10 protein-coding genes and 1 riboswitch are annotated in these 14,719 nt (G+C 41.3%); of the genes, 7 read left to right on the top strand and 3 right to left on the bottom strand.

The features are described from left to right. Positions 1 to 6: 6 nt before the first annotated feature. Both EGM47_RS09365 and EGM47_RS09370 read left to right on the top strand, forming a co-directional pair. Entirely contained in the window at positions 7 to 2,466 is a 2,460-nt protein-coding gene (locus tag EGM47_RS09365) for an outer membrane beta-barrel family protein (RefSeq protein ID WP_240642378.1), read from the top strand. A 96-nt stretch (positions 2,467 to 2,562) separates the two neighbouring features. Further along, entirely contained in the window at positions 2,563 to 3,060 is a 498-nt protein-coding gene (locus EGM47_RS09370) for a hypothetical protein (protein WP_124980549.1), read from the top strand. A 136-nt stretch (positions 3,061 to 3,196) separates the two neighbouring features. Here EGM47_RS09370 and EGM47_RS09375 read toward each other — a convergent pair whose 3' ends face one another. Then, positions 3,197 to 3,379 (bottom strand): hypothetical protein, encoded by a 183-nt coding sequence (locus EGM47_RS09375; RefSeq protein ID WP_124980550.1) that lies wholly within the window; start codon positions 3,377 to 3,379, stop codon positions 3,197 to 3,199. A gap of 212 nt (positions 3,380 to 3,591) precedes the next feature. Here EGM47_RS09375 and fumC point away from each other — a divergent pair, with 212 nt between their 5' ends. After that, complete coding sequence (fumC, locus tag EGM47_RS09380; protein WP_124980551.1) at positions 3,592 to 4,986, top strand: class II fumarate hydratase; 1,395 nt, start codon at positions 3,592 to 3,594, stop codon at positions 4,984 to 4,986. 492 nt (positions 4,987 to 5,478) lie between these two features. Here fumC and EGM47_RS09385 read toward each other — a convergent pair whose 3' ends face one another. Continuing rightward, positions 5,479 to 7,515 (bottom strand): dipeptidyl-peptidase 3 family protein, encoded by a 2,037-nt coding sequence (locus EGM47_RS09385; RefSeq protein WP_124980552.1) that lies wholly within the window; start codon positions 7,513 to 7,515, stop codon positions 5,479 to 5,481. 198 nt (positions 7,516 to 7,713) lie between these two features. Here EGM47_RS09385 and EGM47_RS09390 point away from each other — a divergent pair, with 198 nt between their 5' ends. Genes EGM47_RS09390 through EGM47_RS09400 form a run of 3 tightly spaced genes read left to right on the top strand, consistent with a single transcriptional unit; the run spans position 7,714 to position 11,032 of the window. Continuing rightward, positions 7,714 to 9,465 (top strand): ATP-binding protein, encoded by a 1,752-nt coding sequence (locus EGM47_RS09390; protein ID WP_124980553.1) that lies wholly within the window; start codon positions 7,714 to 7,716, stop codon positions 9,463 to 9,465. Then, positions 9,462 to 10,097: a response regulator transcription factor gene (locus EGM47_RS09395; RefSeq protein WP_124980554.1), complete on the top strand. Its 636-nt coding sequence runs from the start codon at positions 9,462 to 9,464 to the stop codon at positions 10,095 to 10,097. Before EGM47_RS09390 ends, EGM47_RS09395 begins: the two co-directional genes overlap by 4 nt. After that, positions 10,094 to 11,032, top strand: a complete 939-nt coding sequence (locus EGM47_RS09400; protein WP_124980555.1) for an alpha/beta hydrolase — start codon at positions 10,094 to 10,096, stop codon at positions 11,030 to 11,032. The genes EGM47_RS09395 and EGM47_RS09400 overlap by 4 nt, the downstream gene beginning before the upstream one ends. A gap of 60 nt (positions 11,033 to 11,092) precedes the next feature. Here the strand turns inward: EGM47_RS09400 and EGM47_RS09405 are convergent, their stop codons facing one another. Next, entirely contained in the window at positions 11,093 to 13,057 is a 1,965-nt protein-coding gene (locus EGM47_RS09405; RefSeq protein WP_124980556.1) for a TonB-dependent receptor plug domain-containing protein, read from the bottom strand. A gap of 127 nt (positions 13,058 to 13,184) precedes the next feature. Further along, positions 13,185 to 13,387: riboswitch (cobalamin riboswitch) on the bottom strand. Positions 13,388 to 13,560: 173 nt separating this feature from the next. Here EGM47_RS09405 and EGM47_RS09410 point away from each other — a divergent pair. After that, positions 13,561 to 14,712, top strand: a complete 1,152-nt coding sequence (locus EGM47_RS09410; RefSeq protein ID WP_124980557.1) for an ABC transporter substrate-binding protein — start codon at positions 13,561 to 13,563, stop codon at positions 14,710 to 14,712. The last annotated feature ends 7 nt before the right edge of the window (positions 14,713 to 14,719 follow it).

Raw genomic sequence — 14,719 nt, forward strand, 5'->3', positions numbered from 1 at the left:
ACTGTTATGAAATTATGGATATGGAGTAGTATGCTCCTTTTGGGTTGTCTTGGATTCGCCCAACAAAAAGAATCCGCCAACTCTAGCATCCAAGTTACCGGAAAACTGATCGACCAATCTACTGAAGCTCCACTGGAGTTTGCCACCGTATCCTTTTTAAGTACAGATGATTCAGTTCCTCCACAAGGTGGGGTGACAGATCTTAATGGTAATTATAAGTTTAATATCTCACCAGGAACTTATAACGTACGATGGGAGTACATCACTTTTAAAAGCATCGTTCGCAACAATGTAACCCTCACCTCTGATAAGGATTTTGGTGTGATGATGATGGAATTGGATGTAGCCGAGCTTGATGCAGCCGTGGTCATTGCCGAAAAAACTACCGTAGACATAAGGTTAGACAAAAAAATCTACAATATTGGTAAGGACCTAACGGTTAGAGGAGGTAGTGCCAGCGATGTGCTGGACAACGTTCCATCCGTCTCCGTCGATGTTGAGGGAAATGTAGCCCTGCGAGGAAATGACAATGTCACCATTTTAATTGATGGACGTCCCAGTGCCTTGGTAGGTTTTAATGGCGCAGAGGCCCTACGGCAGATTCCTGCTGACGCTATAGAGAAAGTTGAGGTAATCACCTCTCCCAGTGCGAGATATGATGCAGAAGGAACCGCAGGTATCTTAAATATTATTTTACGTAAGCAACGCTTGCAAGGATTTAACGGATCAGTTCAATTGGACGCAGGTTATAATCCGCAGGCAGGTATTTCTCTCAACGGAAATTACCGCACAGATTCCTGGAACTTTTTTACCAATACCGGGTTGAGATATAGGGAACGTCCTGGAAACGCCTCATCGAGCACCGAATATTTTTCTAGCAACGCTCAAAATGACTTTGTTGATGAAGAACGGAATTTTGACCGTATTGGACGTAACCTATTTACCAGTTTAGGAGCAGAGTATTTTATTGACGAGCAATCCAGCATTGTCGGGAACGTTGTCTTTCGCTTAGGAAATGACGATGACCTGAATACCAATGTAATTGACAGGTTTGATGAAAACAGAAATTTGAATGAGCAAACGATCAGAACTGAACAAGAAGGGGAAGATGAAGAAGATATTCAGTTTTCTTTGGATTATCAAAACGACTTGGATGATAATGGACAAAAGTTAAAAGCCAGCTTGCAGTATTCTACCAGCATAGAGGAAGAGTTGGCCAATATCTTGGAAAGAGAAACTACCCAAAATGAGATCAACGATGTTGAGCGCTCCTTGTCCAAAGAAGACGAAAGAAATGCTTTACTCCAAGTGGATTATGAATTACCTGTGGGTGAAGACGAACAATGGGAAGCGGGTTACCGAGGGAGTTATCGGGATATCAGCAATTCATTTTTTCTAGAGGAAAGGTTGGTATTCCCCGACGGGCCATTGGTTCCAGATGCAGGTTTGAACAATACTTTTAATTATGACGAATTGGTCAATGCCTTTTACGGTCAATATGGTCGTGAGATCAATAAATTTTCTTTTTTAGCTGGTCTCCGTTACGAATATACCAATGTAGATATCAGTCAGGCTACCACAAATATTGTCGATGAAAAGAATTACGGCAGCCTATTCCCTACCCTGAATTTGGGATATGAACTACAACAAGGTGAAAATATTACGTTGGGTTATAACCGTAGGGTACGACGACCCAGGGGTAGATTTTTAAATCCATTCCCTAGCAGATCTAGTGAATCTAACGTATTTCAAGGTAATGTAGATTTGGATCCAACTTTTACCCATGCGTTGGATATGGGGTATTTAAGAAGATGGAAGAAAATAACTCTCAGCACTTCTGTTTATTACAATCAAAGTGACGAGAATTGGGAATTCATTCAAGAGGAGTTGCAGGATGCGAATGGCGACCCAATACTAACAGATAACGGTGATCCTATTATCCGGCGTTTTCCAGTCAATTTATCCACTCAATACAGACTAGGCTACGAGTTTACCTTAACTTATAGACCTTTTAAGTGGTGGACCATTAATTCTGATTTTAACTTGTTTAGAAATGAAACAGATGGAGATTTCAACAACCAAAGCTTTGATTTTGTCAATGTGAGTTATTTTGCCAGGCTTAATCAAAAGTTTGACTTACCAGCGGGAATTGATTTTCAGGCCAGGGTCAATTATAGAGGAGCTTCAGAGGATGCTCAACGCACACAGAATGGCATAGCGACGGTCAATCTGGCTGCCAGTAAGGATCTTTTTGGTGATAAGGCTACCATTTCTATGAATGTAAGTGATTTATTCAATAGCCGCAGACGTGAAAGCACTACCGTAACACCTCAATTTATTTCTGACAGTTCTTTCCAATGGCGTGAGCGTCAAATTAATATGAGTTTTATTTACCGATTCAATCAGAAAAAGAGCCGTGAACGAGGTGAACGTGGGGATGACGATGATTTTGAATTTCAGGGTTAATTAGGATTTTTTAAGATAATCTGATAATTATTAACACAAAATAAAAACAATTAACCAAGCCTAAAGCCAATATTTGCACCAAACATTTAACTAATTATGAAAAAGCTATTATTGGTTTTGGCGATCGCTCTAGGAGCAGCCAGCTATTCAACTGCACAGGAAATTTCAGGTAACGCTTTAGGTATCCGTATCGGTGATGGGGATGGACTTGGTACTGAGCTTTCCTATCAACGGGCCCTTGGTGGTAACAATCGCCTAGAATTGGATTTAGGTTATGAAGATGGAAGAAACTTCAATGCCTTTAAGTTGACCGGAATGTACCACTGGGTGTGGAACATCGACGGAGGCTTCAACTGGTATGCTGGTCCTGGTGGAGGATTTGCTGTCGTAAGCATTGATGATGATTTTCCTGGAAGACTTGATTCTGATGACGACTCAGAAACCTCGGTATTTGTAGGTGGTCAGGTTGGTATTGAATATAATTTTGATATACCCTTGTTATTATCATTGGATGTAAGACCTGAATTCTATTTTGGAGAATTTAGGGATGGTAATGATATTGATATCGCCTTAGGTATCAGATATCAATTTTAAGATCCTTAAATACAATATTCAAGCGATGTCAGATAGGCATCGCTTTTTTTTTGCCATATATTTTCACTTATTGTGATTGGTGCATAAAAAAACCAGCCCTTGGGCTGGTTAATTATATAATTCAACAGAATCTGTCTTAAGCGTTTAAGGCTTCTTTCTCTTTCAGCTTAGCTTCTTTTTTCATCTTTCTTTTTTCCAACGCCGCTCCAGTAATCCAATAAGGGATTGCAAAAGCCGTTAAAAAAATCATGAGCCAAAATCCTATGCCAAGGATTCCAAGAAATACCAAAAAGCCAAAATATTGATCAAATTCAAACATGGTGGTGTACAATTTTCAGCAAAGATAAGGGCTTTGAACCAAAAATAAAATATACACTCACCATTTATCCACAAATTTATGTTGATTACATGGATGAACAATAATTTTGGGGAGTATCGCTTTCGCGAAAGCGCATACTATAACAATTTTATCTAAGGTGGTATTTTTTACAGAAGACGTAGGAGTTTATATTTGTACAAACAAAACAAACTATGGATTTCAGGATAGAAAAAGATACCATGGGACCAGTAGAAGTTCCAGCAGACAAACTATGGGGAGCCCAAACCCAGCGATCACGCCTGAATTTCAAAATTGGCCCAGCCGCCAGCATGCCGTTGGAAATCGTATATGGTTTTGCCTACCTTAAAAAAGCGGCTGCACATACCAATCATGACTTAGGGGTATTGAGCGCTGAAAAACGAGATCTGATCTCCCAAGTCTGTGACGAAATCCTGGAAGGCAAACATGACGATCAATTCCCATTAGTGATCTGGCAAACCGGCTCTGGAACTCAATCCAATATGAATGTCAACGAGGTCATCGCCAATCGCGCCCATCAAATCGCTGGAAAAACTATTGGAGAAGGTGAAAAAACTATACAACCCAACGATGATGTCAATAAGTCACAATCATCAAACGACACTTTCCCGACGGGTATGCATATCGCCATCTATAAAATGATTGTAGAGGATACCATTCCGGGTATCAAACAATTGCGCAATACACTTCATGAAAAGTCTTTGGAATTTACTGATGTAGTAAAAATCGGTCGTACCCACTTGATGGACGCTACGCCTTTGACCTTGGGTCAGGAGTTCAGCGGTTATGTTTCTCAACTTGATCATGGAATCATTGCCTTAGAAGCCACCTTATCTCACCTTAGTGAGCTGGCGCTGGGAGGAACAGCAGTAGGTACTGGTCTGAATACCCCAAAAGGTTATGACGTCAAAGTAGCAAAATATATAGCTGACTTTACTGGATTAGCCTTTCAAACTGCTGAAAACAAATTCGAAGCTTTGGCTGCTCACGACGCTTTGGTCGAAACCCACGGTGCCTTAAAGCAATTGGCAGTTAGTATTAACAAAATCGCGCATGATATACGTATGCTGGCCAGCGGACCGCGTAGCGGGATTGGCGAACTCATTCTACCAGCCAATGAGCCTGGGAGCTCGATCATGCCAGGTAAAGTAAATCCTACCCAGGCCGAAGCCATTACCATGGTTTGTGCCCGTGTGATGGGTAATGACACCACGGTTACAGTCGGTGGAATGCAAGGTCATTTTGAATTGAATGTATTCAAGCCTGTGATGGCAGCTGCCGTCCTGGAAAGCGCTAGATTACTGGGTGATGCCTGTAGAAGCTTTGATGAGAATTGTGCTGTAGGAATTACACCAAATCACGATAAGATCAAATCGCTGTTGGATAATTCCTTGATGTTGGTCACTGCTCTCAATACCAAAATTGGTTACTACAAAGCAGCTGAAATCGCCAATAAGGCCCATAATGAAGGAACAACTCTAAAAGAAGCTGCCACATCATTAGGCTATCTAACCGCCGAAGAATTTGACGAATGGGTGCGCCCTGAGGATATGACAGGTCACCACTGATGTAAAAGCATCCTATACAAGACTAGCCTCTATCGCATGATAGGGGCTTTTTTATGGTTTTGTTATAGGTCTTGCCTGGCACAGGAAGTTTATCTAGGTTGGAACTGGTCAACTATTTTGTCTTTAATAGCCTTAGATGTAATCTTGATTATATGTTGGATAGGAGATTAAGGACTACCCATCACTTGTTTATAGCCCGTTCCACCATTGCTGCGGAATGCTACGGTACAATTTACCCAACCTGTTGGAATAACCAGATGGATTTAATTTTGATAAGGAGGGTACCTGCTATTCCAACCAAACCAACATTTTCAATGCAGAAGTCTTGGGACATGCTGTGATGTTCAATATGAAGAAGAAGGCATGTGAAAAATTAGAGTGACACGCTGAATGCAAAAAATGCAAAACAGTACGCCACTCTAAAAAAAATTGATCCTCAAAATAAGAAGGTTACTTATTGGCTAAATGACCTTATAAGACTTTGAGCGATGCTTAAGGTGTATTTGAGTTGGACAGAAAACCGTATGCCGTGGAATAATGTAACATTTGTTCGGCAAAGCTTCCCGGTTGTTCTATATTGAATGAACTTATCGTATCCGCTTTCATCATTGGAACGATCATTGGGTTGACAAATCCGCGGTAAGCAGGAGTTTTAAATTTGCTGTTGCGATCAAGAACTTCTTTGTGGATGGCAGGATCGACTTTGACGCCGTAATTCTCTACAAGATCCTGTGCTGCCTGAAAATCCCCTTCACTAGTAATGCGCTGGGTCTCTCTAAGTAATTGACCAAACAATTCTCTGAGTTTGTCATAATCTTTAATATCATAATAGGTTTTATCGTTTTTGGTCACCTTTTCTATCACATTTTGTTCCTTACCTTTTTCATAAACCCAGGCGCTTACCCACTGTCGGTTTCGCATATGAGCCTCTTCTACCTCCTGACCTAATTCTAGCCTGGTCAACTGGGAGAGTAAACCATTTCTGATATAGCCATCATAAGCAGCCATACCGTATTTTTTCCAATCTTCTACCAATCCCAATTCTTCCAATTTTGGATCCATCAGGTAGTAAAGACCGAATAAATCGGCACGTCCCTCTTCTATGGTAGACTTATAGCTACCCAAAGTTTCCTTGGGGGTTCCCACCCCAGGATTGATCTGACCACTGGCATGTCCGACTACCTCGTGTAATGCGGTGTGTAATTTATCAGCTTTAGCACCGTATTTTTTTTCGAGTTCGACCTCAGTCTCATCATGCGCAAATTCCTCTAGTTTCCCAGAGCTCCCACCCTCTTCATAGGCAGCAATGATATTTCCTAAGGAGACCGATTTACTACCATGAGCCGACCTGATCCAGACATTATTAGGAAGGTTGACACCAATTGGGGTTGCCGGACTGGCGTCACCAGCTTCTCCAGCTACATTTACTGTTTTATAACTGACTCCTGTTACCTTTGGCTTTTTATGTTCCTCCATTAAAGGCGAATTGTCCTCAAACCATTGGGCGTTTTCACTCAAGACATTCATTTTTCTTGACATGTCAAAATCTTTGATTTGAACAATGGTTTCATAGCTACCTTTATAAGCTATAGGATCATTGTATACTTCAATAAATCCATTGATCCAATCTACAGCTCCTTCCGTACTAGTGCTCCAGGCGATGGCATACTCATCCCAGGTTTCAAGGCTGCCTGTTTGATAATATTCAATCAATAAGCCTAAGGCTTTTGCTTGCTGCGGAGTTTCTGCAACAGATTGAGCTTTTTCTAGCCAAAAAATTATGCGATCTATAGCTTCACCATACAGCCCACCACTTTTGTAAACCTGATCAACCAATTTTCCATCTTTTTTGATCAATCTGGAATTTAGGCCTATTTCAACAGGTTCTTCTGCATCTACCGGCATGCTTTTATAATGGCGGTAAGCCTCTTCAGTAGTTACATCTGGACCATAAAAATTGACCGCACTGGCCAATACAATATCCTTGTCTTTATCCAGAACTACTTTCTTGGCATCCTCTTCGTTAAACATCACTTGCCAAACCTCATCTTCGATTTCTACGCCCGTAGCGTCCATCAATTGAACAAAATAGTCCCGACTGAATTCAGGTTTCATTTTGTCCATACTGTAGTGATGATGGATACCATTGGCAAACCAAATCCTATTCAGGTAGGTCTCAAAGGCCTTCCATGAATCTTCATCTTTGTCACCCTCATATTTTTGATAGATGGCTTCAAGTCCTTGTCTAATAGCGAGATTATGCCTATAGTTTTGGTCCCAGATGATATCACGACCACTCAAGCCTGCCTGGGTGAGATAATAGACCAGTTTTTGCTGTTGTAAGTTCAACTCTTCCCATCCTGGAATTTTGTATCTCAACACGCCTATGTCGGCAAATTCAGTGACCTGGTAGGAAAAATCATCGGACTGCTCAACTTCAGTACCTACAGGTTCAGGTTCCTGACCATCATTACAGGCAACTACTAATGATAAAGCTATAGCGCAAGCTAAATATTGGAAATATTTCATGAATATGTTGGTTTTATCTTGGGAGCGATTGAGGCTTCCAGCATTGCTCTCAAAAATACTAATTATTCTGCGTTACAAGAATACTTGATTCTTCCTACATTAAACAATAGTGTATAAATCATGTAAAAAATTGATTCACTTTTGTTCACGAATTGTGGTATTTTCTATTTCTTTGTTTTATTCCTACATTCAATAAAGATGTTGCGTCTATTTCTTTTCTTCCTGTTCAGTATGATCTGCTCCTTTACTCAAGGGCAGGAGTCATTGGACAGCGTTTTGGTTTGGCTTGAACGCGGCGAGACCAAATTGGCCAAAACCTCCTTAGAAAAGTACGAGCTGAGTCAACTCCAAAAATCTTCACTGGGTCAATACCTGTTAGCCGAAGGGATCATCTTATACCGAGAAGACGAGCTAATTGAAGCCTATGAGCGATTACAGGAAGCCAAAGGACTTAAAGAACACCTCAGTACAGCACAGCTATACCTAATCAATGATTATATGATGCGAATAGCCAACGGTGCATCTGAATTCAGTACCTCTGCAGAATCGTTGGTTCAAGAAAACTGTAGTATTGCCAAGTTATTAGACGACCCCTCCATGAAAATCAAATGTATTTATGAATCATCTTATAAAGATATTGTAGGTGAAAATTATGAGTTGGCCTTACAGCTCAACTACCAAATGCAGAAAATAGCGCTGGATAATGAATTGGAGGAAGAATTACTGGATATTGAAAATAATATAGGTACCCTACACTATTTTCAGGGCAGGTATGACTCTACCTTATATTATTTCGAACGTAATTTAGAACGCTGTCGTATTTTAAAAGATACATTAAGTATAGCCGAGCGATTGAACAATATGGCTATGTTACGCGCGGCCTTGGGACAACACGATCTGGCGATCAACAATATAACTGAAGCTGAAAACCTTAGCCGAGTAGTGTCAGACAAGCAATTCATCAGTTTATTAAAGAGAAATAAAGCTGATATTTTGGCCCAAGCGGGTAATTATCAGGAAGCCAGTAATTATTACTATGATCACCTGGCCATGAACGATACCCTCATGGCTGAAGAAATTAGTAAGAATATCGCCGAACTGCAAACCAAGTATGACACGGCGGAGCAGGAACGACTCAATGCAGAATTAAGGGCAGTCAACTCTAAAAATGAATCCAGGATCTATCTTTTGATTTCGGTTTTAGCCCTGGCAGGAGTCTTGGTTGTTTTTTTCGTGCAAAACCACATTAAAACAAAGAATGTAATGGCAGCTCAACAAGTTGCCCAACAGGAAAAAGAGAAAAAACTTTTACTGGATCAGGAATTAGCCAGTATTGATGCCGTGATCGCTGGCCAGGAGCAAGAGCGCCTTCAGATCGCCAGTGACTTGCACGATGATCTTGGTAATTCGCTCACCACAATTCGATTACACCTGGAAGCAGCCTTGGATAAAAATCCGTCTCGGGAAGTCCAACCTCTTTCCCATGCATTACAAATGCTCCATCAAGTGTATACCAAAGTGCGCCGCCTAAGTCATACCCAACACAGTCGAGTGCTCAGCGAAGAAGGATGGTTAGACAGCATTAAAGAATTGGCACACCAGATCAATCAAAGTCAACAACTAGAAGTAGAAGTCTTGCATCATGGACTGGAAGGTCGACTGGCACATAGCACAGAGTTAACTCTTTTCAGGGTCATCCAAGAATTGCTGAACAATATCATTAAACATTCAAAGGCTACAAACGCCAGTATCAGTATTACCGGCGGTCCTCAGTCATTGGATATTATGGTAGAAGACAATGGTCAAGGTTTTAATTATTCCACTGATTTCAAGAACGGTATGGGCTTATCTAGCATTAAAAAGAAGGTGGAAAGCCTAAATGGCAGGTTTTTTGTGGATAGTTCGCCAGGAAACGGCACCACTATCAACCTAGAAATACCAACCATATGATTGCAATCGCCATAGCCGACGATCACCTTGCCTTAAGTGAAGGCCTCGAATTATTTATTAACCAGCAAGATAGCATGCGTGTGTTATTTAAGGTAACCAACGGTAAGGAATTGCTCCACCAACTGGAACAATCCCTACCTGATGTAGTACTGACCGATATCAACATGCCAGAAATCAACGGTGTTGAACTTTGTCGCCGCATAAAGACCGAAAAACCCCATATCAAAGTCATTGCCTTGAGTATGTTTGACAACCAGGGTGCCATTGACGATATGTCTGCAGCAGGCGCAGATGGATATGTTTTAAAAAGCAGCCCCTTGATCCAACTTAAACAAGCCATTTTGGAGGTCTGTGCAGGTCAATCCTATTTTGATCCTCAATTGGAATTTGAACTGAAGGAAATACGTACATTTAAGGAGCAAAAAAACATTCTTTCCCGCAGTGAAAGAGACATATTGGTTGCCATTGCCAAAGGCAAGACCAGTCAGGAGATTGCGGCAGATCGTGGTACAGCGGTCAGTACCGTTAATAAACACAGAAAGAATATCATTAATAAATTGGGCCTGCAAGGCAAAAAAGAATTGATGGAATATGCCTTGGAACGCCACGGCCACACTAACTCCAACTCATGAAGCATTTCCTCCTTCTTTTTCTATTCTTATGTGTTTTCAGCAGTTGCCAAAACAAGGCAAATAACAACAACACTTCTGAAGATTACTCTATCACAGTCTCTCCTGATGCGATACAACCAATTGCGCAGGATAGTATTGCCTACTTTGATGATTTTCCATCCGAATATGTGGACCAAAGAAATGTGGAGGTATGGCTTCCCAAAGGCTATCCGCAACCTAATCTGGACTACAAAGTGTTGTATATACACGATGGTCAAAATGTGCTCAATGCCAAAACAAGTTATACGGGAATCGCCTGGGAAGTAGATGAAAAACTGGATTCCTTGCTTCAAAAAAATGCAGTTGAGCCCACCATCGTCGTTGCGATTTGGAACAATGGTAAGAAAAGATTCAATGAATACATGCCCAAGTTTCCCGCTGAGGTTACGGAGTCCGCTTTCGCGAAAGCGGAATTAAAGCAATACTCAGGGTTTGACCGCTTGTACAGTGATGAATACCTCAAATTTCTAACCCAAGAATTAAGGCCTTTTATCAATGACAATTTCCAGGTCTCAGAGAAAGCAGCAGATACAGCAATCATGGGAGCTTCAATGGGAGCACATATTTCACTGTATGCGATGATGAAATACCCAGACATATTTGGTAGGGCAGGATGTTTCAGTACACATTGGCCTATTCCAGAGTTAGGAGCGCCTTTTATGGAAGCTCTTCCAGCGGCCATCCCATCAGCAGAAACACATAAAATTTATTTTGATCACGGCACCAAGACACTGGACAAAGTATATGAACCTTACCAACTAGAAGTCAATCAGATGTTTGCTAGAAAGGGATATGATTCCACCCGATTGATGTACCGAAAATTTGTAGGTCATGAACACAGTGAGAAATACTGGAAACAACGCGTGCAACATGCCTTGGTTTTTCTCTTACAATAAGTAGGATGTTCAACTGTAGATTAGCCGACCTGTAGCATATTTACCGAAAATGGGTGTGTACTATAGCCCTAACCTCACCCCCATTTTATAATTTCGCCCCCTGGTCTGAAAACCGGCTAGTTCCTGATAATCCTCATCCAAAATATTGCTGACCCCTAGGAACAATTGTAAGTTTTTTACTGGCACCTTATAGGTGAAGTCAAGATCCACCAATTGAAATGCATCCAGTTCTACCTGTTGAGCCATAAAAGTGGTATTGTCAAAATAAGCGTCTGCTCGCTGGTGATTATACTGATATCGGAACCTTACACGCAATTGTTCCAGAAGATCATAACCCATACTCACATTCACCTTATGTTTGGGAATCCTAATCAACTGGGGAACATTGTCCCGCTCTGTAAAAGTATAATTAGCCATCATATCCCATCGGTCCCAAAGCTGAGCCTGCGCTGCAACTTCAATACCTCTGGCGATAAGTTCTTCATCCACATTCTGGTATGCTGAGATGAAATTAGCTGGATCGATGGTTACAAACTGCACCAGTTGATTTTCTGAACGTCTGAATAAACTAACACTAATACTGGCCTGGTCGATGCTTGCCGATAGTCCAGCTTCCAGGGTTGCGTTCTCCTCGGGCTGTAAATCTTCGTTACCGAATTCCGCAGCATACAATTGAAACAGTGAAGGGACAATATAAGCAGTGCTGTAGCTAGCGTATAACTTATACACCTGATTTGTATTTTCCCACCTGAAAGAAGGGTTAAAATTATACACCCAGGTGGCATCATAATTACTATGCGCATTATATCTGGCGCCAGCATTTATATTCAAACCTGATCCGCTGATCCAAACCACATTAGCATAGGGATCGTAGACTTGGGCGTTGGCTTGATCTTTATCGGCATTTTGCTCAAAGTCAGAACTACCAAACGGAATACTGAAATCTTCATATTGATCTGATCGAAAGTTAAAACCTAGTATGGTTTTTAATTGCATCTGATCGGAGAGTTCAAAACTATATTTATGATAAAGATCCAGTGAGTATCCGTCTGCATTAAATATGGAAGGAAAACTACTTCTCGTATCTCTACGTGTGTGAGTGCTTACATCAGTATAAACCAACTCAGCTTTTGCCGAGTATTTCCAATTCATATTTGTGCCCCATCGCCATTGCCGATTATAGGTTTCATTATCGGCATCAGCAAAGGCCCCCTGGTCAAAATGAGTAACAAATTCATCAAAAGACAAATAAGAATTAATCATAAAATCCTTGTGGTTGTCATATCCGATCCGTCCCAATAGATTCACTCGGTTGAATGGATCGGAGTCAAATTCCTGGCCTCCGTCCTCGTTTCTTGCCGCACTGAGACCATCCACACTGGTATGGTTAAATCCCAATCCGTAGGTCAGCCCGTTTTTAGCTGCTCCTCTCATTTGAATCGAGTTATTGAATTCGTCAATACCATTGATAGCTCTTCCAGCTGCCTTATTTGTCCCCACAGAGGAAGATAAACTCCACTTGTTTCCGTCAGCGGGCGAATTCCGCAGCTTGATATTTACAACAGCGGTACTGGCATTTGCCCCATACAAGGTGCTGGCTGCGCCTTTTAGTATTTCGATTTCTTCAATCTGCTCCAGATCAATCAACCTTAAGTCAAATTCGCTACTGATATTACTGGGATCGTTAACTTGGGCACCATTGATCAAAAAGGCGGTGTGCCGGGTACTCCCTCCCCTGACCAGATAGCCTAGATTTTGTCCTGCATTACTTCGCGCACCGTTGATTTCGATTCCAGCGTATTGGTTGAGCAAGTCAGCGAGGCTCGCGGAACTTTGACTCGCTATGACATCCCTAGTGATTTTAATCACTGGCTTCCCGCTGTCTTTTCTTTTCAGGTCAAATTTGGAAGAGGCCTGAACCACTACTTCTTCCAGAGCGGTAGGAATGGAATCCTTTTGTTGTTGAGCATAGCCGTAAAATGCTCCATAAAGTACCGCCAAAACTGCGATCAATTTTCTTTTCATAGTCAGATTTAAAACCCGGAGCAAAAAATGGAAGGAAATTGTGGCCACATCATACTCATCAATCTACCTTGGAAAAAGGTATATTGCCTACCACAAAAACGCTTACATCCCTATCCCGGAGATGAACGATAATGTATGAAAATAGGCAGGTCTCCTGACTTCAAAGTAGCTACGCCTTCCCGGAATTATACCAGTGACATCATGCATCTACTCTTTGGCTTATCCACCAAAGACCACCTTTCAGGTAGTTTGTTTACAGTTGCGGGAACAGTTCTAGAATTACACTAGATTCCCTTTTAATCCCGATACACCATCATTCCAAGAGTAATCATCTTAAAATATGGCTTCATCGAAAACCTTTTTCCGCTGCGAATGTATTACAATAAAGATTTTGAAGGAGTAAATTTCTTAAAATTATTTTGCTTTCACTGGAACCAGTGAAAATCCGATCATCTTATCATCCAACTTCCCATCATATCATTTGGATATGGTATTTTTGGGCCATGGTCAAAAGGCTATTGTATACCTTATTTTTATTGTTGCTGATTTGCAGCTGCGTCGATCAGCCCAAAAAGCAAGGGCAACTTGATGTTGGTAAAACATCAAAATCTTCGGACATCAAGGTAAAGTATGCCAAGGGTTTTCAAATCCAATCTACCCAAACCGGTTACATCATCAATGTTAAAAACCCCTGGCCTGGCGCTGAAGACACTTATCAATACCACTTAAGATTTTCTGGTAGGAACTTGGTACCTGAACCTGACGTGTCTCAACCTATTGAAATACCCATCAATCGGCTGATCCTTACCTCTACTACACAAATACCGCCGCTGGTGATGTTGAATGAATCAGCATCCTTGATCGGATTCCCCACGACCGATTATATCAGTTCGCCAGCCATTCGCCAACTCATTGAAGCTGGAAAAGTAGAGGAACTGGGAGCCAATGAATCCATCAATGTTGAACGCAGTATCAGTTTACATCCGGATCTGGTGATGGGATTTGGTATTGACGGTAACAATCCCACTTACGACCAACTGCAAAGAGCGGGAATACCAGTCTTGTATAATGGAGATTGGACAGAGTCACATCCTTTGGGAAAAGCAGAATGGATCAAGGTTTTTGGTGTGCTATTGGGTAAAGAGAAAGAAGCTCAACAGATTTTTGATCGAATAGAACGTGATTATTTAAATACGTTGAAAAAGGTAGAAAACTTAAACCAGCCGAAAGTATTGGTCGGCGCTAGCTGGAAAGAAATTTGGTACTTGCCTTACGGAAATTCATGGCAAGGAAAAATTTTAAAAGATGCTGGTGGTTCTTATGTTTATGCACAAACTAAGGGGCAAGGTTCTCTGGCCTATAATATAGAGCGAGTGTTGACTGATGCTAGCAAGGCAGATTTTTGGATTGCACCAGGTCAATACACCAGTTACAGCAGCATGATACAGGATCAACCTGCCTATGCACAATTTCAGGCGTTTCAAGAAAAAAAGATCTATACTTTTGCGTTAAACAAAGGCGCCAGAGGTGGTATTACTTATTATGAAGAAGCGCATATGAAACCCGATGTTGTGCTTAAAGACTTGGTAAAAATCTTACATCCAGAATTGGATTTAGATCACCAGTTATATTTCTTTCATCCTTTAGAACCATAAACCAGAA

Origin of the sequence: Nonlabens xiamenensis, assembly GCF_003865345.1 — a bacterium.
Lineage (GTDB): Bacteria > Bacteroidota > Bacteroidia > Flavobacteriales > Flavobacteriaceae > Nonlabens > Nonlabens xiamenensis.

Excerpts from the sequence above, each read along its gene's own strand:
- EGM47_RS09365 (WP_240642378.1), top strand. The coding sequence starts at position 7 with ATGAAATTATGGATATGGAGTAGTATGCTCCTTTTGGGTTGTCTTGGA.
- EGM47_RS09370 (WP_124980549.1), top strand. The coding sequence starts at position 2,563 with ATGAAAAAGCTATTATTGGTTTTGGCGATCGCTCTAGGAGCAGCCAGC.
- EGM47_RS09375 (WP_124980550.1), bottom strand. The coding sequence starts at position 3,379 with ATGTTTGAATTTGATCAATATTTTGGCTTTTTGGTATTTCTTGGAATC.
- fumC (WP_124980551.1), top strand. The coding sequence starts at position 3,592 with ATGGATTTCAGGATAGAAAAAGATACCATGGGACCAGTAGAAGTTCCA.
- EGM47_RS09385 (WP_124980552.1), bottom strand. The coding sequence starts at position 7,515 with ATGAAATATTTCCAATATTTAGCTTGCGCTATAGCTTTATCATTAGTA.
- EGM47_RS09390 (WP_124980553.1), top strand. The coding sequence starts at position 7,714 with ATGTTGCGTCTATTTCTTTTCTTCCTGTTCAGTATGATCTGCTCCTTT.
- EGM47_RS09395 (WP_124980554.1), top strand. The coding sequence starts at position 9,462 with ATGATTGCAATCGCCATAGCCGACGATCACCTTGCCTTAAGTGAAGGC.
- EGM47_RS09400 (WP_124980555.1), top strand. The coding sequence starts at position 10,094 with ATGAAGCATTTCCTCCTTCTTTTTCTATTCTTATGTGTTTTCAGCAGT.
- EGM47_RS09405 (WP_124980556.1), bottom strand. The coding sequence starts at position 13,057 with ATGAAAAGAAAATTGATCGCAGTTTTGGCGGTACTTTATGGAGCATTT.
- EGM47_RS09410 (WP_124980557.1), top strand. The coding sequence starts at position 13,561 with ATGGTCAAAAGGCTATTGTATACCTTATTTTTATTGTTGCTGATTTGC.